Here is a 21,918-nt window from a genome sequence, read left to right as displayed (position 1 = left end):
GTTCCACGGCTGACGTGCTGACGTGCTGACGTGCTGACGGGCTGACGAGGGCTGAGGGGCCCGTGGGCTCCGGCTGCCGCGGCGGCGCCGGTCAGCCCAGGGCCAGCTTCCGCAGGGCGTTGGCGTGTTCGACGCCGCTTTCCGCGGTGAGTTCCTCCAGGGTCTGCGGGGTGCGGACGGTCGCGAAGGCGAACGTGCCGTCGGGGCCCGGGGCGTAGCCGTAAACGCCGGGGCGGGGGAGGGAGTTGTAGGCGAAGTGGGTGGAGAAGTAGTACGCGCCGGTGTCCAGGAGGGCGACGTGGTCGCCGGACTCCAGAAGGGGCAGCGGGCGGTTCTCGGCGACCAGGTCGCCGGCGAAGCAGCACGGGCCGGCGATGTCCTGCGGGACCGGCGCCCCGGTCTTCGGGCGGCCGGCGGCGTCGTACGCCGCCACCCGGATCGGCCAGGACGCGGGCGCGAAGACCGTACGGGTGGCGACCTGCGCCCCGGCGTGGGTGAGGGCGATCGGCCGGCCGCCGGCCCACTTCGCGTACTCGACGCGGGCCAGGACCATGCCGTGCTTGGCCAGCAGTGACCGCCCGAACTCGGTGACCAGGCCGTACCGCCCGGAGAACAGCCCGGGGACCGCCGAGTGGAGCACCGCGGCGTACTCGCGGTAGGTCGGGGTGACGGTGTCCGAGGAGAAGTTGACGGGCAGGCCGCCGCCGATGTCGAGGGTGGTGATCCGGCGGCCGCCGGCCTGCTCGTTGATCTCCTCGGCGAGGTCGTAGAGCGTCCGGACGCCCTCCGCCATCCGCTCCAGCGGCATGCCCTGGGAGCCGACGTGGGCGTGCAGCCGGGTCAGCCAGGGGCGGTCGAGGCAGGCCCGGACGACCCACTCGCGGGCGCCCGGGTCGCGCAGCGGGATCCCGAACTTGGAGGTGTCGGTGGCGGTGCTCATCGCGCCGATGCTGCCGCCGCCGATCTGCGGGTTGACCCGCAGTCCGATCGGTGCGGTGGACGGGGCCGAGGCCATCATCCGGTCGATACGGGAGAGTTCCTCGTGGTTGTCGACGTTGACGGCGATGCCCAGGGCCAGGGCCTCGCGGAGTTCGGGGCGGGTCTTGGCGGGGGAGTCCAGGACGGTGTGCCGGGCCGGGACGCCGGCGGCCCGGGCCAGTGCCAGCTCGCCGGGGCTGGCGACCTCGCAGCCGATGCCCTCCTGTGCCAGCAACCGCAACACGGGCACCAGCGAGGCGGCCTTCACCGCGAACGCGTGCAGCACCTGGGTGCCCGGGGCGGTGAACTCCTCGAAGGCGGCGCGGAGTTCGGCCGCCGAGCGGCGGATGCCGGCGACGTCCAGCAGCCCGGCAACCGGCTGCCGGGAGCCGATCAGCCCCTGGGCGAGGGCGGCCTGAACGGCACGGTCTCGGTCCGTGAAGGTCATGGCTCAACTTCATCATCCGGCGGGGGCCTCGCGCCACGAACAAAGGGGGAGGTCAGCGGCTATCCGGTGGGCATGTTGTGCGGATTCTGTGCCGCCGGCCGTCCGGGGAGTCTCGCGGGTCTCGCGGTCCTGCGATCTCGCCATGAGCTACCCCAGGCCACGGGCCCGGACCACCGCAGCCCCAGTCGTCGCAGCCCCCGTCGTCGAGGTCCCGGGCCGGGGAGGGGCCGGGCCGCTGCGGTCGTCGGCGCGGACCGGTGACCGGCCGGCCGCTGCGACCCTGGCCGCCACGAACCGGGCCACCTCGATGCGGCCGCGCCGTCTCTGGCCCGCCCCGCACCCCCGTCGCGGGGCGGGCCAGAGACGGCGCGGCTCGGGGCCGGAGCCGGCAAGGCGGGAGCTGGGTGCCGTGCCCGATCCCGGTACCCGGCCGACCTACGTGGGTCCCGGGTTTCCCAGCCCTGGTGCCCACCACGCTGCCCGGTGCCTACCGGGCAGCCCCACCCCGTGCCTGCCGGGCTACCCAGCCCCTCGTACCCGCGGGGCCACCCAACCCCCGTCCTCGCCGGGCGGCCCCGCTCGCCCCGTCGCCCTATGCCGCCGGCGCCCCGCTCAGCTGGGCCTTGTTCTGGCGGGCGGTGAGGCGGGAGCCGGATTCGCGGCGGGCGGCGCGGCGCAGGAGCGGGACGGCCAGGAGGAAGCCCAGGACGGCCCAGGCGACCAGGACGAGGGCGACCGTCGGCAGCTGCCAGGAGCCGCTCAGTTCCGCGGCGCGGGCGGCGTCCGGCAGCAGGGCCGCGCGCAGGCCCTGCGCCATCCACCGGAGCGGGAAGACCGAGGCGATGTTCTGGACCACCACCGGCATCTTGGATATCGGGAACATCGCACCCGACGTGACCAGCAGCGCCATCGCGGGCAGCATGATCATCGCCAGCGCCTCGCGCGGGTTGGGGAGCACCGCGCCGATCGCCGCGCCCAGCGGGACGACGGCGAGCAGGCCGAGGGCGGTGACCCACAGCAGCGTCAGCCAGCCGGCGGGGCTGTGCGGCAGCGGGCCGTCGACCAGGACGGCGGCGGAGCCCAGCAGGACCACCAGGGTGGCCAGCGCCATGACCACGATCAGCAGCGACTTGGCGATGAGGTACGCCGGTATGCCGCCGGGGGTGGCCCGCAGCCGCAGCAGGGTGCCCTCCTCCCGCTCGGTCACCAGGATCTGCGGGAGGCTGATCAGGCCGATCTGGAACAGCAGATAGGCGGAGAAGCCGGCGAGGGCCAGCTGCGCCATCGGGATCTTGGTGCCGGGAACGTCGTCGCTGATGAAGCCGGCGAGCGCCAGGGCCACCACGACGTTGCTGACGTACCCCATCAATTCCTTGCGGTTGCGCAGCAGATGGCGGACTTCTATCCCGCCGCGCCGCACCCCCGCCTGCCAGGGGCGGAGCCGCCCGGAGCCGCGGCCCCGCCCCGCCGCGCCGTGGTCCTGCGCCGCCGTGTCCGGACCGGTGTCGGTCGTCGTCGTCATGTCCGTCCCCCTCATGCTGCTGCCTCCCCCGTCGCGCTGTCGGCCGGGAAGTCGGTGTGCTGTTCGTCGTCGACCTGGCCCCGCCGGTGCACCATGTGCAGATAGGTGTCCTCCAGCGTCGGCCGGCGCACCTCCAGATCCGCGATCGGCCCGGCCGCCTCGCGGTGGAGGTCCCAGACCAGACCGGACGGGTCCGCGGTGTGCTCGCGGCGCGGGCTGCCGTCGTCCGCCGTCCAGCGGACCTCGGCCTGCGCGGCGGCCCGCCGGGCGAGTTCGGTCGGTGTGCCGCAGGCCCGGATCCGGCCGTCCACCAGCATCGCTATCCGGTCCGCCAGCCGCTCGGCCTCGGCCAGGTCGTGCGTGGTCAGCAGGATCGTGACGCCCTCCTCGCGGGCCAGGCGCTCGACCAGGTCGTGGAAGTCGCGGCGCGCCTCGGGGTCGAAGCCGGTGGTGGGCTCGTCCAGGAAGAGGAGTTCGGGGCGGCCGACGATGCCGAGCGCGACGTCCACCCGCCGGCGCTGGCCGCCGGAGAGCTGGTCGACCCGCTGCCGCGCCTGCTTGGTGAGGCCGACCAGCTCCAGGAGTTCGGCCGGGTCGCGCGGGTCGGCGTAGTACGTCGCGAAGTGCGTGAGCAGCTCGGCGACCTGCCAGCGGCGGTGGTCCCGCCAGGACTGCAGGACCAGTCCGACCCGGCCGCGCCAGGCGTCGTCGGCGCGTGCCGGGTCGGTCCCGAGGACGCGCACCTCGCCGGCGGAGCGCTGCCGGAAGCCTTCGAGGATCTCGACGGTGGTGGTCTTCCCGGCGCCGTTGGGCCCGAGCAGGGCGAAGATCTCGCCGCGCCGGATGTCCAGGTCGACGCCGCGCAGGACGTCGCGGCTGCCGTAGGACATCCGCAGGCCGCGGGTCTCGACGACCGGCGCGGCGCCGGTCGGGGCGGTGGGTGTGGTGGTCATCGTACTGGTCTCCGGACGTGCGGTCGTGGTCATCGGCCGGCCTCCGCGTGCTGCTGGGGCGCCGCGTGGGCCGCGGTGGGGCCCGCGCCCTCGACGATGGCGCGGAGCGCGGCGACATGGCCTTCGAAGGCGGTGCGGCCGCGGGCCGTCAGCCGCACCCTGGTGCGTCGCTTGCGGCCGCCGCCCTCCTTGCGGATCTCCAGGTATTCGGCCTCCTCCAGCGTGTGGAGCTGTTTGGAGAGCGCGGAGTCGCTGAGCGAGAGGCTGTCCCGGATGAACGGGAAGTCGGCCCATTCCGTGGCGGCCAGCAGGGCCACGACGGACAGCCGGGTGGAGGGGTGGATCAGTTCGTCGAACCCCGAGGGAGTGCTCATGTGCGGACCTCCTCATGGATGGTTCTCAGGGGGCGTTCGCCCAGCCCGCGGCGCCGGAGCGGGCTGACCGCCCAGCGGTTGGCGGGCCCGACGAAGAGCACGAAGGCGCCGGCGGAGACGGTGGCCTGGATCAGGCTGCCGTAGGGCAGGGCCAGCCACTCGGTCAGGAAGCCGGTGAGGACGATCGTGCCGCCGCTGACGACCGCACCGGCGAGGAAGGTGGCGAAGCTGCGCCAGGTGTACCGGGAGCGGTGCAGCCGCACCCGGGACCGTCGGCTGTAGACCACCGCCAGGGAGGTCAGGGCGCCGAGATAGGCGGCGAGGATCAGCAGGGAGCCCCAGAACGGGAGCTTGAGGCCGTAGCTGGCGAGGAAGAGCCACATGATGCCGGCCATCAGATACGTCGACCGCCGATCGCTCTCCGCGCAGCGCTCGACCTCGTCGTACACCCGCTCCTGAGGGACCCTGATGCGCTGGAGATCCTGCCAGGCCCGCTCGGCATCCACTGGTGTCGTCATGTCCTTCGCCTCCCCGTTGGGCGTGCCGGGCTGTCCGTGTCGGACGGACGGAACGGGCCCGTCGGCGGCGCCCCGTTCAACTTTCCCACCAGGAAAGCTAGCACTCGGCTTTCCCGCCCGGCAAGTCGAAAAATCCGGCCTGGGGAAAGCTCCCGCCGCGCCCTGTTGACTAGCGGTATTCAGGGAAGCCAGACTGTGAATAGGTCAATCCATTCACGAGTCAGGGAGGCACGGCCCATGTCGGGACCGCGACCCGTGCGGGCGCCGCGCGGTACGGAGCTGAGCGCGCGGGGATGGCAGCAGGAAGCCGCGCTGCGCATGCTGCAGAACAACCTCGATCCGGAGGTGGCCGAGCACCCGGACAAGCTCGTCGTCTACGGCGGCACCGGCAAGGCCGCCCGCGACTGGCGCTCCTTCGACGCGATGGTGCGCACCCTGACCACGCTCAAGCAGGACGAGACGATGCTCGTCCAGTCCGGCAGGCCGGTCGGCGTGATGCAGACCCACGAATGGGCCCCGCGCGTCCTGATCGCCAACTCCAACCTCGTCGGCGACTGGGCCAACTGGGAGGAGTTCCGCCGCCTGGAGGCACTCGGCCTCACCATGTACGGCCAGATGACCGCCGGTTCGTGGATCTACATCGGCACCCAGGGCATCCTCCAGGGCACCTACGAGACGTTCGCGGCGGTCGCGGCGAAGAAGTTCGGCGGGACGCTGGCCGGCACCATCACCCTCACCGCCGGGCTCGGCGGCATGGGCGGCGCCCAGCCGCTCGCCGTCACCATGAACGACGGCGTCGCGATCTGCGTCGACTGCGACCCGCGCGCCATCGAGCGCCGCATCGAGCACCGCTACCTGGACGTGCGGGCGGACAGCCTCCAGCACGCCCTCCAGCTCGCCGTCGAGGCCCGCGACCAGCGCAAACCGCTCTCCATCGGCCTGCTCGGCAACGCCGCGGAACTCCTGCCGCAGATGCTCGCCGAGGGCGCGCCGATCGACATCGTCACCGACCAGACCAGCGCCCACGACCCGCTCGCCTACCTGCCCGTCGGCATCGACTTCGCCGACATGGCGGCCTACGCGGCCGAGAAGCCCGCCGACTTCACCCAGCGCGCGCGGGAGTCCATGGCCAAGCACGTCGAGGCCATGGTCGGCTTCATGGACGCCGGCGCCGAGGTCTTCGACTACGGCAACTCCATCCGCGGCGAGGCCCAACTCGCCGGGTACGGGCGCGCGTTCGCCTTCCCCGGCTTCGTTCCCGCCTACATCCGGCCGCTCTTCGCCGAGGGCAAGGGGCCGTTCCGCTGGGCGGCGCTCTCCGGCGACCCGGCCGACATCGCGGCCACCGACCGCGCCATCCTCGACCTCTTCCCCGAGAACGAGTCGCTGGCCCGCTGGATCAAGATGGCCGGCGAGCGCGTCCACTTCCAGGGCCTGCCCGCCCGGATCTGCTGGCTCGGCTACGGCGAACGCGACAAGGCCGGCGAGCGGTTCAACGAGATGGTCGCCGACGGCACCCTGAAGGCGCCGCTGGCCATCGGCCGCGACCACCTCGACTGCGGCTCCGTCGCCTCCCCCTACCGTGAGACCGAGGCCATGAAGGACGGCTCCGACGCGATCGCCGACTGGCCGCTGCTCAACGCCATGGTCAACGTCGCCTCCGGCGCCTCGTGGGTCTCGCTGCACCACGGCGGCGGCGTCGGCATGGGCCGCTCCATCCACGCTGGGCAGGTCACGGTCGCCGACGGCACCGCGCTGGCCGGCGAGAAGATCCGCCGGGTGCTCACCAACGACCCCGGCATGGGCGTCATCCGGCACGTCGACGCCGGCTACGAGCGCGCCGAGGAAGTGGCCGCCGAACGCGGCGTCCGCATCCCGATGCGCGAGGGCGAGGGCGAGGACGCGTGACACCCCCCGTGCCGAGCTCGTTCCACGCGATGTGGGAGGAGCTGCGGCCGCTCGGCCGCGACTCCTCCTCCGGGGGCTACCGCCGCTTCGCCTGGACCGGCGCGGACACCGACTGCCGCGCGTGGTTCCGCGCCCAGGCGGAGGCCCGCGGCCTGTCCTACGAAGTCGACCGCAACGGCAACCAGTGGGCCTGGCTCGGCGCCGCCACCTACCAGGACGTGGCCCCCGGCGAGGCCGTCGTCACCGGCTCGCACCTGGACTCCGTCCCGGACGGCGGCGCCTTCGACGGCCCGCTCGGCGTGGTCTCCTCCTTCGCCGCCCTCGACGAACTCCGGGGGCGCGGAGCGGAGTTCACCAAGCCCCTGGCGATCGTCAACTTCGGCGACGAGGAGGGCGCCCGCTTCGGACTGGCCTGCGTCGGCTCCCGGCTCTCCGCCGGCGCGCTGACCCCCGAGGCCGCGCACCGCCTGCGGGACGGCGACGGCATCACCCTCCCGCAGGCCATGGAGCGCGCCGGCCACGACCCCGACGCGATCGGCCCCGACCCGCAACGGCTCGCCGCCATCGGGGCGTTCGTCGAGCTCCACGTCGAGCAGGGCCGCGCCCTGGCTCTGTACGACAGCGGCTCCGCCGCGGGGTCCGGAGCCCCGGTCGGCATCGCCTCCGCGATCTGGCCGCACGGCCGCTGGCGGTTCGACTTCCGCGGCGAGGCCAACCACGCGGGCACCACCCGCCTGGAGGACCGCCGCGACCCGATGCTCTCCTACGCCGCGACCGTGCTCGCCGCCCGCGAGCAGGCCCGGCTGGCCGGCGCCCTGGCCACCTTCGGGAAGATCAGCGTCGAACCGAACGGCGTCAACGCCATCCCCTCGCTCGTCCGCGGCTGGCTGGACGCCCGCGCGGCCGGCCAGGACACCCTGGACACCGTGATCGCCGGGATCGAGCGGGCCGCCGCCGAGCGGGCCGCCCGCGACGGCGTCGACCTGGACGTCGTCCGGGAGTCCTTCACGCCCGTCGTGGAGTTCCAGCACGCCCTGCGGGACGAACTGGGCGCCCTCCTCGCCGAGAAGGGCGAACGGCCCGTACCGGTCCTGGGCACCGGTGCCGGACACGACGCGGGTATTTTGTCCGCAACCGTCCCCACGGCCATGCTGTTCGTCCGCAACCCCACCGGCGTCTCGCACTCGCCCGCCGAAGCGGCCACCGAGGACGACTGCGTCGCCGGGGTCACCGCACTCGCCGACGTACTGGAGGGGCTGGCGTGCCGCTGACGCCGCAGGCAACACCGACGACCTACTGGCTCGAACACGCCTGGCTCGGCGCGCACGTCGAGCCGGGCGTGGCCGTGGAGGTGGCGGACGGGCGGATCACTGCCGTCCGCACCGGGGTGCCCGCCCCGCCGCCGGGCGCCGAGGCGCTGTACGGGCTGACGATCGCGGGCTTGGCGAATACGCACAGCCACGTTTTTCACCGAGCGCTGCGCGGCACCGTCCAGGCAAGTCCCGATGTCACCCTGCCGGGCCTGGCCGAAGCACACAGCCACGCCGGATCACCTCCGCCTTCGCGGAGCAAAGGGCCGGTCGGCGGGCGGGCACCGGACTCATTCTGGACCTGGCGTGAAGTCATGTACGCCGTTGCCGACAAGCTCACCCCCGACACCTACTACGCGCTCGCCCGTGCGACCTACGCCGAGATGGCGCTCGCCGGCATCACCTGCGTCGGGGAGTTCCACTACCTCCACCACGCGCCCGGCGGCACCCGCTACGACGACCCCAACGCGATGGGCCGGGCGCTGCTCGCGGCCGCCGCCGACGCCGGCATCCGCATCACCCTCCTCGACACCGCCTACCTCTCCGCCGGCTTCGGCGCCCCGCCCAACCGGCACCAGCTGCGCTTCTCCGACGGCACCGCGGACGCCTGGGCGGAGCGCGCCGACGCCCTCAAGGGCACCGAGCACGCCCGGATCGGCGCCGCAATCCACTCCGTACGCGCCGTCCCCGCCGGGGAGTTGGGCACCGTCGCCGAGTGGGCCCGGCGGCGGGAGGCGCCGCTGCACGTCCACCTCTCCGAGCAGACCGCCGAGAACGACGCCTGCCGGGCCGCCCACGGCCGCACCCCCACCCAGCTGCTGGCCGAACACGGCGTGCTGGGCCCGCGCACCACGGCCGTGCACGCCACCCACCTCACCGACCAGGACATCGCCCTGCTCGGCGGCAGCACCACCGGCGTCTGCATGTGCCCGACCACCGAACGGGACCTCGCCGACGGCATCGGCCCGGCCGTGGCACTCCAGGAGCAGGGCAGCCCGCTCTCCCTCGGCAGCGACAGCCACGCCGTCGTCGACCTGCTGGAAGAGGCCCGCGCCATGGAGCTGAACGAGCGGCTGCGCACCCGCACCCGGGGCCACTGGACCGCCGCCGCCCTGCTGCGCGCCGCCACCGCCGACGGGCACGCCGCCCTCGGCTGGGACGACGCCGGCACCCTCGCCCCGGGCGCCCTCGCCGACCTCACCACGATCCGGCTGGACTCCGTACGCACCGCCGGACCGCCGCCCCGGCTGGGCGCCGAGACGGCCGTATTCGCCGCCACCGCGGCGGATGTGCGGCACACCATCGTGGCCGGCCGGCAGATCGTCCGCGAAGGGACGCACACCGGCGTGCCCGACGTGCCCAGCGCCCTCGCCGACGCCATCGCCGCAGTGCGCGGCTGACCACGCCCACCCTCCCCACACCCGGCCCGCGCCGCCCGCGGACGAAGGAGAACACCCCCGCGATGACGACGACCTCCGCGCCGACCACCGCCATCACCCACATCGCCCAGCTCGTCACCAACGACCCCTCCCTCGGTGAAGGCCCCCTCGGTCTGATCCAGGACGCGGCGGTCGTCGTCGACGGCGACCGCATCGCCTGGGTCGGTCCCTCAAGCAAAGCACCCGCCACCGACAACGCCGTCGACGCGGCCGGTCGGGCGGGCCTGCCCGGCTTCGTCGACTCCCACTCCCACCTGGTCTTCGCCGGCGACCGCACCGAGGAGTTCAACGCCCGGATGTCCGGCCGCCCTTACTCCGCCGGCGGCATCCGCACCACCGTCGCCGCCACCCGCGCCGCCGCCGACGACGCCCTGCACGCCAACGTCGCCCGCTACCTCGCCGAGGGCCTCCGCCAGGGCACCACCACCCAGGAGATCAAGTCCGGCTACGGCCTCAACGTCGAGGACGAGGCCCGCGCGGTGCGGATCGCCGCCGCCCACACCGACGAGGTCACCTTCCTCGGCGCGCACATCGTCCCGCCCGACTACGCCGACGACCCGGCCGGCTACGTCGAGCTGGTCACCGGCCCGATGCTGGACGCCTGCGCCCCGCACGCCCGTTGGGTCGACGTCTTCTGCGAGCGCGGCGCCTTCGACGGCGACCAGGCCCGCGCCGTCCTCACCGCCGGCAAGGCCAGGGGCCTGGTGCCGCGCGTGCACGCCAACCAGCTCGGCCACGGCCCCGGCGTCCAGCTCGCCGTCGAACTGGGCGCCGCCTCCGCCGACCACTGCACCCACCTGACCCACGCCGACATCGACGCGCTGGCGCAGTCCGACACCGTCGCCACGCTCCTCCCGGGCGCCGAGTTCTCCACCCGCGCCCAGTGGCCCGACGCCCGCCCGCTGCTCGACGCCGGCGCCACCGTCGCGCTCTCCACCGACTGCAACCCCGGCTCGTCCTTCACCAGTTCGATGCCGTTCTGCATCGCGCTGGCCGTCCGCGACATGGGGATGACGCCCGACGAGGCGGTATGGGCGGCGACCGCGGGCGGCGCCCGGGCGCTGCGCCGGGACGACGTCGGCCGGATCGCCCCCGGCGCCCGCGCCGACCTGCTCCTGCTGGACGCCCCGTCCCACGTCCACCTCGCCTACCGCCCGGGCGTCCCGCTGGTGACGGACGTCTGGCACAAGGGCGTTCGCCTCTGAGGACGGCGCGCGGGGCCGCGGGCACACATGGGGCCGGACGGTTCCGACGGACGTCCTGCGGACACACAGAGGGCCCGTCCCGGACGATTCCGGGGCGGGCCCTCGTGTGCACGGGCGTCCGCCGGCCTCGGGGACCGGCCCCGACCGTGGCGGCTATTCCTCGATCATCAGCCCCTTGCGGAGCCGGACGAGGGTGCGGGAGAGCAGCCGGGAGACGTGCATCTGGGAAATTCCCAGTTCGTCGCCGATCTCGGACTGCGTCATATTGGCCACGAATCGCAGCGAGAGGATCTTCCGGTCGCGCGAGGGGAGTTCGGCGATCAGCGGCTTCAGCGATTCGACGTATTCGATGCCTTCGAGGCCGTTGTCCTCATAACCGATCCGGTCGGCCAGCGCGCCCTCGCTGTCGTCCTCCTCGGGCTGGGCGTCCAGCGAGCTCGCGGTGTAGGCGTTGCTCGCGGCCATCCCTTCGACGACCTCGTCCTTGGTGATGTCGAGGCGTTCGGCGAGTTCGCCGACCGTGGGTGCCCGGTCCAGCTTCTGCGCCAGTTCGTCGCCCGCTTTGGCCAGGTCCAGACGGAGTTCCTGAAGGCGTCGGGGAACCCGCACGGACCAGCTCGTGTCGCGGAAGAAACGCTTGATCTCGCCGACGATGGTCGGCATCGCGAACGTCGGGAACTCCACGCCGCGACTGAGCTCGAAACGGTCGATCGCCTTGATCAGACCGATGGTGCCGACCTGGACGATGTCCTCCATCGGCTCGCTGCGGGAGCGGAACCGGGAGGCCGCGAACTTCACCAGCGCGAGGTTCAGCTCGACCAGGGTGTTGCGGACGTACGCGAATTCGTGGGTGCCTTCTTCCAGCGATTCCAGGCGCTCGAAGAGGGTTTTCGACAGGGCCCGCGCGTCCACCGGACCCACTTCGTCGAACGGTGGGATTTCGGGCAGTCCGTCGATGTCGGGCACGCTCACCGGCTCAGCGGCCGCGGCGTGCGACTGGGAAGGAATGTGTCCGGTCACATCGGACCGAGGTGTCGACGATGCGGGGCTCTGCTCGTCCTCGATACGCAATTCGTCGAGCCGGGGTGACATGTGTCTCCTCCATCGTTCTCGGCATATGGCTGCCGAAGCCTCTGCGTGAAGCTGCGGTGTGCGGCGCCTCCAAAGCCGGCCGTTTCGAATGTGTCCTTCTACGCCTACCTGGCTTCGATGGAAGAAGGCAAGTGCGTCTTGTCCACAATCCTTCGCTATGCCCGTTCTACGGCTACCGACGGGCGTCAGGAAGGCGTAGGGTTCGACGCGCGCAGTCATGAGCAAGGTCGTCACCAAAACAGTCGTCTAGGCAGCAAGAGGGGTGCGCTCGCATGGACCGCGGGACGGTCGGCAGTGCAAGCCGGGGTCGGCTTCACGTCGAGATCCGCCATCACGGCGCCAGCGCGGTCGTGACCGTCGCAGGTGAGTTGGATCACCACACCGCGGATCTGCTGCGGGAATCGCTCGAAGGCTGTGTCGACGACGGATACGCACGCCTCGTAGTGGACTGCTCACCGCTCGAATTCATGGACTCCACCGGACTCAACGTCCTGCTCGGTGCGCGACTGAAGGCGGAGGCCGCGGGGGGCGGCGTCCACCTGGCCGGGATGCAACCGGTGGTCGCCCGGGTATTCGAGATCACCGGCGCGGAAGCGGTATTCACCGTGCACGACTCGCTCGACGCGGCCCTGGGAGATTGACCGGCCGCGGCGTCCGGAAGGATACGTTCCGGGCGCGTAGTCGGAGTCACAACTTCCGTCCCCAAGAAGTGGGTGTTCTCACCGTCCGGTCGGGCAGGAGACACCTGAATCCGTTGAATCAGTCAGTTATCTGTTGTCCGTGAACAGGCGAATCGGTGAGGTGAAGCGCTGATGAGCACCACCCGGCCGTACCCGCCGGGCGATCTCGGCCCGGAGCCGGGCGGCGCCGGCGCTTCCGCCGCCGGGCCCTCCGCTGCCGCCGTCCCGTCGGGTCAGATCCGCCGGCTGCGCCTGGCGGGCACCCGGGGCGCCGTGGCGCGGGCCCGCGACTTCGCCCGGGAGGCGTTGCACGACTGGGGCTGGCTGCCGGCCGCGACCGCCGACCAGCGGGCCGCGGCCGAGGACGTCCTGCTCGTCGTCTCCGAGCTGGTCACCAACGCCTGCCTGCACGCCGAAGGCCCCGAGGAGCTGCGGCTGCGGTGCGCGGCCAAGGTGATCCGCCTGGAGGTCAGCGACCTGGGCGCGGGCTCCCCGGCGCCGCGCAGCCCGCACCGCCCCGGACGGCCCGGCGGTCACGGCATGTTCATCGTGCAGCGGCTCTGCCTGGACTGGGGCGTGGTGCGCAACGCCGACGGTGCGGGCAAGACCGTCTGGGCGGAGCTGGCCGCGCCCTCCTGAAGGGGCGGCGAACGGGGAGAGAGTGAGCGCGGGCCCGCGGGCCCGCGCTTCTGCGTTCACGGGGCCGATCGGGGCAGGGGCGGGCCCCCTTCCGGACGGATCCGGCCGCCGCCCGGCATCAGGGCTGTGCGGTGCCTTCCCTCGGCAACCTCCCGGGCGTACCTTGAGCGCCCAATCTGATGTGCCGTCAGTAATATTCGTCGGCGCGCCGAACCGGGAGAAGGGGAACTCGAGGTGGCCCGCTTCCACGCACAGCACGGCAGGCGGCCGCGGCGGGCGGCCGGGCTGGCCGTGGCCGCGGCGGCGGCAGGTTCCGCGGTGCTGTTCACCGCGCCCGCCGCACACGCCGCGGTCGTCGATGTCAACTACCAGTGCAAGACGCCGATCGGCAACAAGGGGGCGGTCTCGCCCATAGACATCAAGGGAACGCCCGCCGGCGGGGCGTACCAGCTCGTGATGTCGTTCCAGAAGGGCGTCTCCTCCAGCCCCGTCGAACTGGGCAAGGGCGCCATGAAGCCCAGCGCGCTGATCCAGCTGGGCGGCGCGGAGCACGGCACCGTACAGGTCACCGGGCCGCCCAACGCCCAGGCGATCCCCGCCAACACGCCGATCAAGATAAGCGACCTCAGCGGTACGTACACCCCCAAGGCGAGCGGGAAGGTCACCTTCACCGCCTCCACGCTCACCATCAAGGCGCTGGGCACCACCACCACCTGTACGCCGAGCAACCACCCCAAGCCCTCGCTGACCCTGGACGTCAAGGGCGGCGGCGGATCCGGCGGTTCCGGTGGCAGCGGTGGCGCCGCGGCGGCCGGCGGTTCGACCGGCGGCGGCCGGCTGCCGCAGACCGGACCGGCGGACTCCGCCCTGGCCCTGGGCACCCTCGGCGGCACCGTGCTGCTCGCCGGCGCCGCCGGAGTCCTCTGGCTGACCCGCCGTCACCAACGCGCCTGACCCGCACCGGGAGCCGCCGATGCCGTTCCGTCCCCGCACCGCGGCCACCGGCGCGGTCCTCGCGGCCGCCGTCGTCCTGCCGGCCCCCGCGGCGGCCGCGGCCGCACCGGGCTGGTCCGCCGCGCCCACCGGGACCGCCCGGACGTCCTTCTACCTGGAGGGCCCGCCGGGCACCGCCCTGACCGACCGGCTGGACGTGCGCAACCCGTCCCTCCGGCCGGTCACCGTACGCCTGGCCGGCGACGGCGGGGACGGCTCCGGGGCGTGGCTCGCCTTCGGCACCCCGGAGGTGACGGTCCCGCCGCGGACCCGGGCCGGTGTCCCGTTCACGGTGGCCGTGCCGCGCACCGCCGTCCCTGGTAGCCACTTAGGCACCCTCACCGTCACCGGGACCGGACCCGGCGCACCGACCCGTATCCCGGTCCGGCTGCGGGTGACCGGCCCCACGCTGTCCGCGCTCACGGTCGAGCAGGTGTCGGTGACCCGGCGGGGGAGCGCCGTGGTGATCCACTACACCCTGGTCAACCGCGGCAACACCGCCCTCCGGCCGCGGCTGGCGGTCCGCGCCGACGGCCTCTTCGGGGCCCTGCTGCGCCGCCCCGCCCACACCCTGCCCGACGTCCTGCCGCCCGGCGCCCGCGCCGACCGGACCGAGACCTGGCCCGATCCGCCCGCCCTGGACCCGGTCGACATCCGCCTCACCGCCACCGCCGCGGGCGGCGCACACGACACCGCGACCGCCTCGTACACCGCCGTCCCCTGGGGCGCCGGGGCCGCGGCCGTGCTCACCCTCCTGGCCGCGGGCGGGGGCTGCTGGGTGCTCGTACGACGGCGCAGACGCACCGGCGGTGCGGGCCGTACGGACGGGGCGCCCGGGTCCGCCGTACCGGGCCCGAGGCAGGAAGCCCCGATGCCGGGCCGCCGGACGGCGGAACCCGGAACGCCGGAATCCGGAGCGACGGACCCCGGCATGCCGGACGACACGACGACCGGCAGCACGGCGGTCACGAGGACGGGATCAGGGGTGCACGGGTGAACGGCGAGAGGTACGACGCGAGCGGGAACGGCGAGAGCGACGAGGCGGGCGGGGGCAGCGGGACGGACAGGACGGAGGGGACAGGCGCGGTACGCGCCAGGGGGCCTGCCCCCACCATCCCCGTCGCTGCCCCCGCCCCCCGCCGCCTCCGCCGCCGTGCCCCCGCCCTGCTCGCCGTCCTCGTCCTGGCACTCCTCCCGGCGCTCCCGCCCGGGCCGCTGGGGCCGTCCGGTCCGGCCGTGGCGACCGCGTACGCCGCGACGGCCGCCGACCCGCCGACCGCGGCGGTCTCGAAGAGCGAGGCGGGCGCCGGCGGCAGCATCACCGTCACCGGGCGGGGCTGGCGCCCGCACACCCTGCTGACGCTGCTGATCTGCGGACAGAACATGATCGGCGGCACCAACTCCTGCGCCAACGGCGACGGCCGGACCGCCACCACCGACGACCGGGGCGCGTTCGCCACCCGGCTGCCGGTCGCCGAACCGCCCAAGCCCTGCCCCTGCGTGGTGCACGTGGCGGCCGTGGCCGGCCCGGCGGCCGCCGCCGACGCCGCGTTCAAGGTGGCCGGGCACCCCGTCGCGCCGCTGCCCCAGGACGTCAGCGCCGGCCGCCTGGCCGTCCTGGCGCAGCCCCGGCTGACCGGCAGCAGCGGACTCCTCACCTGGTTCGGCGCCCCGCCGCAGCGCGAACTGACCGTAACCGTCGGCAACTTGGGTCCGGTGCCGGCCAAGGACCCGGTCTTCCAGGTCGGCACCTCGCACGGCGTCTTCGCGCCCCAGTGGGACGACCAGCGGTGGCGGGGGACCGTCCCCGCCGGGCGGAAGGCCGAGGTGCGGCTCCCGGTGGAGCTGGCCGCCGGGGCGCACGGCGACTATCTGGTCTCCCTCAAGTACGGCGGCAGGCTGCTGGTCGAGCAGCCGTGGGAGGTCGGCCGGCCGTGGGGCGTGACGCTCTTCTGGCTGCTGCTGTGCATCGTCGTCCCGTCGGTGGTGTTCCGGATCGGGATGGCCGTCGTCGACCGCGTCCGCCCGCACCGGCCGGGCGCCCCCGCCGGCCCCCGGAGCGCCCCGGACGGCCGACGCACCCCACGTTCCCCGCGCACCCGTCACGCCCGCCCGGACCGGCAGAAGGACCGGCACCAGGACCGGCGGCGGGACGAGCGCGCCGACGAGCACTACAGGCAACCCGGCACCGGCACCGGCGCCGTACCGGAAGGCGCCGCCGCACTGCCGTGGTTCACCCCGGACACCGCACCGTCCACCACCGCAACCGAACGACCCCCGTCGAAAGGTTCGTGATGACGTTGATGAGGTTGACCAGGCCCGCCGGGCCGACCGGGCAACGAAGAAGAGCGGCCACCGCCGCGGCGGCCGCGCTGGTGCTCGCCGGGGCGGGCGTGGTGAGCGCCGCCGGTCCCGCAGGGGCGGCCGAGGTGGCGTACCGGACGGAGTGTCAGCCGCCGCCGATATCGGGGCTGCCGCCCGTCGAGGGCACCACCAAGGTCGACATCGGCGCGCCCGCGACCGCCAAGGTCGGCGACACGGTCGAGGTGGTCTGGACGACCGTCCAGGCGGCCTCGCAGAACCCCGGCATCCTCGACCTGGACAAGGACACCGTCCAGCCGACCGGAACGCTCGAGGTCGCCGGTGCGCAGACCGGGGACCTGGCGATGCAGGGCCCGCGGCAGAACCCGCCGATCCCGAAGAACAGCCCGATGAAACTGTCCGCCATGAAGGGCACGCTGAAACTCACCGCCCCCGGGGAGGTCACGCTGACGCCCGGCGCGTACAACATCAACGTCAGCAAGCCGATCTCCACGGACACCAAGTGCACGCCCAAGGAGGCGGTGCACCCGGCGGTCACCATCAAGGTCACGGACGGCGGCGGCTCCTCCGGCGGCACGACCGGCGGGGGGACGGGCAGCGGCGGGACGACCGGTGGGGGAACGACCGGCGGGGGAACGGGCAGCGGCGGGACGAGCGCCGGCGGCACCACCTCCGGTGGCAGCACTTCCGGTGGCGGCAGCGGAGGTTCCGGTTCCACCGGCGGCTCCGGCGGCGACCCCGACGGCACCGCCTACAAGGGCAAGGAGGTGCAGGTCCCGTACGCCTGCAAGACGCCCATCGGCGACAAGAAGGCGACCTCGCCGGTCCAGATCAACGGCGTCAAGAAGGGCGGCGGTTACGACCTGACGGTGCACTTCGCCAAGTCCGTCATGGACAGCCCGGCGGACATCCCCAAGGGCTCGGTCAAGCCGTCGATGGACGTGAAGGCGGGCGGCGCCGACAAGGGCGCGGTCGAGGTGGCGGGGCCCACCAACGCCCAGCCCATCAAGGCCGGTCAGCCCATCACGATCCCGGACCTGACGGGCACCTACAAGCCCGGCGCCACCGGCCGGGCCACCCTCACCCCCGGCGTGCTCACCGTCAACGCCCTCGGGACGACCACCACCTGCACCCCGGAGAAGGACCCCGGTGCCTCGCTCACCCTGGACACCGCGGCCCAACCCGGCGGCACCTCGGGCGGCTCGACCGGCGGCACCTCCGGCGGGTCGACCGGCGGTTCGTCCTCCGGTGGCGGCACGGCCGGAGCGTCCGGCGCCTCCGGCAGCGGCAGTGGCGGCGCGGGCGGCCTGGCCCAGACCGGTGCGGCCGACCACGGCGCGCTGACCGCCCTCGGCGTGCTCGCCGGCACCGTCGTCCTGCTCGGCGCCGCGGCCCTCACCTTCACCCCGCGGCGACCGCGCCGCTGACCCGCGGGGCCGCACCTGCCCGCCGGCCCACGAAACCGGCCCCCGGATCCGGCCCACCCAACCGGCATGCGAGAGGGGCCCGGCACGCACCAGCGCGCCGGGCCCCTCTTTCGCTGCTTCTGCTTCCGCTACCGGGAGCGGATCAGTGCACGTCCCCCATGAGCGGGGTGATCTTCTTGCGGTACATGAAGACCGCGAAACCGGCCAGCACGGCCAGCGCGGCCTCGGTGACGAGCACCCCCACACCGCTGAGGTCCGCGCCCCCGATCGACACCAGGGAGATGACGCTGTCGCCCGCGGTGACGGCGAGGAACCAGACACCCATCATCTGGCTGGCGTACTTCTGCGGCGCCAGCTTGGTGGTCACCGACAGACCGACCGGGGACAGGCACAGCTCGCCCATCGTCTGGAGGCCGTAGACGGTGATCAGCCACATCGGGCTGACCTTGGTGCCGTCGGAGGACATGGCGATCGGCACGAGGAAGAAGACGTACGAGGCGCCGATCAGCACCATCGCCATGGCGAACTTCACCGGCGTGCTGGGCTCGCGGTTGCGGCGGGCCAGCGCCAGCCACGCCGAGGCGAAGACCGGGGCCAGCACCAGCACCCACATCGGGTTGACCGACTGCAGGAACGAGGAGGGGTAGGCCCAGCCGAAGACCGAGTCCGCGGTGTTCTTCTCGGCGAAGACGTTCAGGGTCGAACCGGCCTGGTCGAAGATCATCCAGAAGACCGCGGCGGCGACGAAGAACCACACGTAGCTGCTGACCTTGGACTGCTCGGCCGAGGTCAGTTCCTTGTCCCGCTTGATGCGCAGCAGCACGAAGCACGGGACGCAGATGCCGATGACGGCCAGCGGGATCAGCGCCCAGTTGAGCGTGAAGTGACCGGAGCCCGCGACGATGCCGTAGAAGACCGCGGCGACGGCGGCCCAGATCAGGCCCTTGCGCAGCCAGCCGTTGCGCTCCTGCACCGACAGCGGGGTCGGCACCTGGCTGCTCTTGGGGTTCAGGTGCCGGGTGCCGATCAGGAACTGGACCAGTCCCAGCGCCATGCCCAGCGCCGCGGTCGCGAAGCCCAGGTGCCAGTTGATGCCCTGGCCGATGCCGCCGACGACGAGCGGGGCGGCCATGGACCCGATGTTGATGCTCATGTAGAAGACGGTGAAACCGCCGTCCCGGCGCGGGTCCTGCGGGCCGTCGTAGAGGTGGCCCACCATCGTGGAGATGTTGGACTTCAGCAGGCCGGAGCCGCACGCCACCATCGCCAGACCGGCGAAGAACGTCGGGCCGGGGACGGCCAGGACGACGTGGCCCGCGATGACCACGCACGAGCCGACGATCACCGTCTTGCGGGGACCCCAGACCCGGTCGCCGAACCAGCCGCCGGGCATGGCGAGCAGGTACACCAGGGCCATGTAGACGGCGTAGATCGCCGAGGCGGAGACCGCCGTCATGGCCAGACCGCCGCCCTGCGAGCCCACCTTGGCGTCCGCACCACCGGAGATCAGGTACAGGACGAGCAGGGCACGCATGCCGTAGAAGCTGAAGCGCTCCCACATCTCGGTCATGAAGAGAGTGGCCAGGCCGCGGGGGTGGCCGAAGAAGGTCTTGCCGCCGTTCGCAGGGGTGCCCTGCCGGGCGGCGTCCTTCGTCAGGCTGGACGCCATGGTGGTTCCTTGCTTCTCGGGACGCCTCCGAGGACTCGGTGGGCGCCCGGGTGGGGGATGACCGGCACCGTCGCCGTCCTGCCCGCCCTCACGTCCGGAGGGTCGGCGCTCCCGAGGAGGGCCGAGGCAGGGCGAACACCGGATCCACGCCCCCCGTGCCGCGGCGAGGCGGCCGGCGGACCCGGTCGACAGGTCTTGCACCGTGGACGGGGCCGGGGATGCCGGACCCGCACACAACAAGGACCGACGGCGTCAGTTCGGCGCCTCGGATCCCGGGGTGGTGCGTTGGACGTTCCGGACACCATACGTCCGCTCGGCGGCCCGTTGGGAGTGGTGAGAGAACGCTCACACTCCGCCCGGGAACCCTTTACAGCCCTGTTTGCGACCACGCCTGCGCCCGCGCGCCCGCGTCCCGAGCGCGCGAGCCGGGCGCGGATCGGACCCCGCTGTCGCCCATCCGTGCTGGTCCGCCCCTCGCCCTCGGTACATCGGACTACCATCGGCCCATGACCCGTGTACTGCTCGCCGAGGATGACGCGTCCATCTCGGAGCCGCTCGCCCGCGCCCTGCGCCGCGAGGGTTACGACGTCGAGGTGCGTGAGGACGGCCCGACGGCGCTCGACGCCGGTCTCCAGGGCAACATCGACCTCGTGGTCCTGGACCTCGGGCTGCCCGGTATGGACGGTCTCGAGGTCTGCCGCCGACTGCGCAACGAAGGCCATTCCTTCCCCATCCTGGTACTGACCGCCCGCGCCGACGAGGTGGACACCGTCGTCGGCCTCGACGCCGGCGCCGACGACTACGTCACCAAGCCCTTCCGGCTCGCCGAGCTGCTCGCCCGGGTCCGGGCCCTGCTGCGCCGCGGCTCCACCGCCGAGCCCCAGCAGCCGCCCGCCACCCACGGCGTGCGGATCGACGTCGAGTCGCACCGGGCCTGGATGGGCGACGAGGAACTCCAGCTCACGGCGAAGGAGTTCGACCTCCTGCGGGTCCTGGTGCGGGACGCCGGCCGGGTCGTCACCCGCGACCAGCTGATGCGCGAGGTCTGGGACACCACCTGGTGGTCGTCCACCAAGACGCTGGACATGCACATCTCCTGGCTGCGCAAGAAGCTCGGGGACGACGCCGCCAACCCCCGGTACATCGCCACCGTCCGCGGGGTCGGCTTCCGCTTCGAAAAGAGCTAGGGGCCCGTGCGCCGCCGACTGATCAACTCCACGCTCGCCGTGGTGCTCGTCGTCATCGCCGTCTTCGGCGTCTCCCTGGTGATCGTCGAGACCCGCACGATCCAGTCCGGCGCACAGGAGTCCGTGGCGTCCGAGGCGGTCCGGCTGGTCGGGATAGTCGAGAGCCGGCTCGGCAGCAACGAGAAGATCACCCCGGAGATCCTCTCGGAGCAGATCACCGCCCACCGCTACGCCGAGATCAAGGTGCCCGGCAAGCCGAAGATCGAGATCGGCAAGCGGCCGGCCGGCGACGTGATCCGGTCCGAGGTGCGCGGCGACCGCGGCGAGTCGGTCACCGTCCAGGAGTCCCGGGCCACGGTCAGCGCGGAGATCGGCCGGACCCTGCTGGTGATCCTCGCCGTCGCCCTGCTGGCGATCCTGGCCGCGGTGGTGCTCGCCATCCGGCAGGCCCGCCGCCTCACCGCCCCCCTCACCGACCTCGCCGAGACCGCCGAGCGGCTGGGCTCCGGCGACCCCCGGCCCCGGCACCGCCGCTACGGCGTCCAGGAGCTCGACCGGGTCGCCGACGTCCTCGACGCCAGCGCCGAGCGGATCGCGCGGATGCTCACCGCCGAGCGGCGGCTGGCCGCCGACGCCTCCCACCAGCTGCGCACCCCGCTGACCGCGCTGTCCATGCGGCTGGAGGAGATCACCCTCACCGACGACCCGGACACCGTGAAGGAAGAGGCCACCATCGCGCTGGCCCAGGTGGAGCGGCTGACGGACGTCGTCCAGCGGCTGCTGACCAACTCCCGGGACCCGCGCACCGGCTCGGCCGTCGCCTTCGACCTCGACGAGGTCGTCAAGCAGCAGATCGAGGAGTGGCGCCCGGCCTACCGCAGCGCCGGACGGGCCATCGTCCGCTCCGGCAAGAAGGGCCTGCGGGCCGTCGGCACCCCGGGCGCGGTCGCCCAGGTGCTGGCCACCCTGATCGAGAACTCCCTGATGCACGGCGACGGAACGGTCGCCCTGCGCACCCGGGTCACCGGCAACCAGGCCGTCGTCGAGGTCACCGACGCCGGCCCCGGCGTCCCGCCGGACCTCGGCTCCCGGGTCTTCGAGCGGACCGTCTCCGGCCGCAACTCCACGGGCCTCGGGCTCGCCGTCGCCCGCGACCTGGCCGAGGCGGACGGCGGCCGGCTGGAACTCCTCCAGCAGCACCCGCCGGTCTTCGCGCTGTTCCTGGCCCGGGAGGGCGAGCTCACCGAGGAGTGA

Annotated in this window: 19 protein-coding genes; 12 read left to right on the top strand and 7 right to left on the bottom strand. The window is 73.2% G+C overall.

Translation table 11 applies throughout. The annotated features are described in order from the left end of the window. Positions 1–91 precede the first annotated feature (91 nt). From K2224_RS03105 to K2224_RS03085, 5 genes are all read right to left on the bottom strand, one after another. A complete protein-coding gene (locus K2224_RS03105) occupies positions 92–1,426 on the bottom strand; it encodes a diaminopimelate decarboxylase (protein ID WP_221905135.1) in 1,335 nt (444 codons plus the stop codon). A 592-nt stretch (positions 1,427–2,018) separates the two neighbouring features. After that, positions 2,019–2,948, bottom strand: a complete 930-nt coding sequence (locus tag K2224_RS03100; protein WP_260692319.1) for an ABC transporter permease — start codon at positions 2,946–2,948, stop codon at positions 2,019–2,021. An 11-nt stretch (positions 2,949–2,959) separates the two neighbouring features. Further along, positions 2,960–3,934 carry an ABC transporter ATP-binding protein gene (locus K2224_RS03095; protein ID WP_221905134.1) on the bottom strand — a complete coding sequence of 325 codons (975 nt, stop codon included), beginning with the start codon at positions 3,932–3,934 and terminating at the stop codon, positions 2,960–2,962. Then, a complete protein-coding gene (locus K2224_RS03090) occupies positions 3,931–4,275 on the bottom strand; it encodes a transcriptional regulator (protein WP_221905133.1) in 345 nt (114 codons plus the stop codon). Before K2224_RS03090 ends, K2224_RS03095 begins: the two co-directional genes overlap by 4 nt. Then, positions 4,272–4,793 carry a hypothetical protein gene (locus K2224_RS03085; RefSeq protein WP_221905132.1) on the bottom strand — a complete coding sequence of 174 codons (522 nt, stop codon included), beginning with the start codon at positions 4,791–4,793 and terminating at the stop codon, positions 4,272–4,274. The genes K2224_RS03090 and K2224_RS03085 overlap by 4 nt, the downstream gene beginning before the upstream one ends. A gap of 237 nt (positions 4,794–5,030) precedes the next feature. Here K2224_RS03085 and hutU point away from each other — a divergent pair, with 237 nt between their 5' ends. From hutU to hutI, 4 genes are all read left to right on the top strand, one after another. After that, positions 5,031–6,701, top strand: coding sequence for a urocanate hydratase (gene hutU / locus K2224_RS03080; protein WP_221905131.1), 1,671 nt, complete (start codon positions 5,031–5,033; stop codon positions 6,699–6,701). Positions 6,702–6,709: 8 nt separating this feature from the next. Continuing rightward, positions 6,710–7,972, top strand: coding sequence for an allantoate amidohydrolase (locus K2224_RS03075; RefSeq protein ID WP_260692318.1), 1,263 nt, complete (start codon positions 6,710–6,712; stop codon positions 7,970–7,972). Continuing rightward, positions 7,963–9,411 carry a formimidoylglutamate deiminase gene (locus tag K2224_RS03070; protein ID WP_221905130.1) on the top strand — a complete coding sequence of 483 codons (1,449 nt, stop codon included), beginning with the start codon at positions 7,963–7,965 and terminating at the stop codon, positions 9,409–9,411. The genes K2224_RS03075 and K2224_RS03070 overlap by 10 nt, the downstream gene beginning before the upstream one ends. A 62-nt stretch (positions 9,412–9,473) precedes the next feature. Beyond that, on the top strand, positions 9,474–10,655 hold the full coding sequence (hutI, locus tag K2224_RS03065) for an imidazolonepropionase (RefSeq protein WP_221905129.1): 1,182 nt from the start codon (positions 9,474–9,476) through the stop codon (positions 10,653–10,655). Between the two features lie 153 nt (positions 10,656–10,808). Here hutI and K2224_RS03060 read toward each other — a convergent pair whose 3' ends face one another. Continuing rightward, on the bottom strand, positions 10,809–11,747 hold the full coding sequence (locus K2224_RS03060) for an RNA polymerase sigma factor SigF (RefSeq protein ID WP_221905128.1): 939 nt from the start codon (positions 11,745–11,747) through the stop codon (positions 10,809–10,811). Positions 11,748–12,019: 272 nt separating this feature from the next. Between K2224_RS03060 and K2224_RS03055 the strand changes: the two genes are divergently transcribed. From K2224_RS03055 to K2224_RS03030, 6 genes are all read left to right on the top strand, one after another. Then, positions 12,020–12,388, top strand: a complete 369-nt coding sequence (locus tag K2224_RS03055) for an STAS domain-containing protein (protein ID WP_221905127.1) — start codon at positions 12,020–12,022, stop codon at positions 12,386–12,388. Between the two features lie 171 nt (positions 12,389–12,559). After that, a complete protein-coding gene (locus tag K2224_RS03050) occupies positions 12,560–13,066 on the top strand; it encodes an ATP-binding protein (protein WP_221905126.1) in 507 nt (168 codons plus the stop codon). 234 nt (positions 13,067–13,300) lie between these two features. Further along, on the top strand, positions 13,301–14,020 hold the full coding sequence (locus K2224_RS03045; RefSeq protein ID WP_221905125.1) for an LPXTG cell wall anchor domain-containing protein: 720 nt from the start codon (positions 13,301–13,303) through the stop codon (positions 14,018–14,020). A gap of 19 nt (positions 14,021–14,039) precedes the next feature. Beyond that, positions 14,040–15,056, top strand: coding sequence for a hypothetical protein (locus K2224_RS03040; RefSeq protein ID WP_221905124.1), 1,017 nt, complete (start codon positions 14,040–14,042; stop codon positions 15,054–15,056). A 116-nt stretch (positions 15,057–15,172) separates the two neighbouring features. After that, positions 15,173–16,354, top strand: coding sequence for a hypothetical protein (locus tag K2224_RS03035; RefSeq protein WP_221909397.1), 1,182 nt, complete (start codon positions 15,173–15,175; stop codon positions 16,352–16,354). Continuing rightward, on the top strand, positions 16,354–17,808 hold the full coding sequence (locus tag K2224_RS03030; protein WP_221905123.1) for a hypothetical protein: 1,455 nt from the start codon (positions 16,354–16,356) through the stop codon (positions 17,806–17,808). The genes K2224_RS03035 and K2224_RS03030 overlap by 1 nt, the downstream gene beginning before the upstream one ends. Positions 17,809–17,950: 142 nt before the next feature. On the opposite strand, the gene K2224_RS03025 is transcribed toward K2224_RS03030, so the two are convergent. Then, positions 17,951–19,477 carry a peptide MFS transporter gene (locus K2224_RS03025; RefSeq protein WP_221905122.1) on the bottom strand — a complete coding sequence of 509 codons (1,527 nt, stop codon included), beginning with the start codon at positions 19,475–19,477 and terminating at the stop codon, positions 17,951–17,953. Positions 19,478–19,983: 506 nt separating this feature from the next. Here K2224_RS03025 and K2224_RS03020 point away from each other — a divergent pair. Further along, complete coding sequence (locus tag K2224_RS03020) at positions 19,984–20,664, top strand: response regulator transcription factor (protein ID WP_016575659.1); 681 nt, start codon at positions 19,984–19,986, stop codon at positions 20,662–20,664. A 6-nt stretch (positions 20,665–20,670) separates the two neighbouring features. Continuing rightward, complete coding sequence (locus K2224_RS03015; RefSeq protein ID WP_221905121.1) at positions 20,671–21,918, top strand: ATP-binding protein; 1,248 nt, start codon at positions 20,671–20,673, stop codon at positions 21,916–21,918.

This window comes from Streptomyces sp. BHT-5-2, assembly GCF_019774615.1.
In the GTDB taxonomy this organism is placed as follows: Bacteria; Actinomycetota; Actinomycetes; order Streptomycetales; family Streptomycetaceae; genus Streptomyces.
The sequence above is the reverse complement of the archived record's forward strand: the minus strand, read 5'-3'. Positions and strand labels throughout refer to the sequence as shown.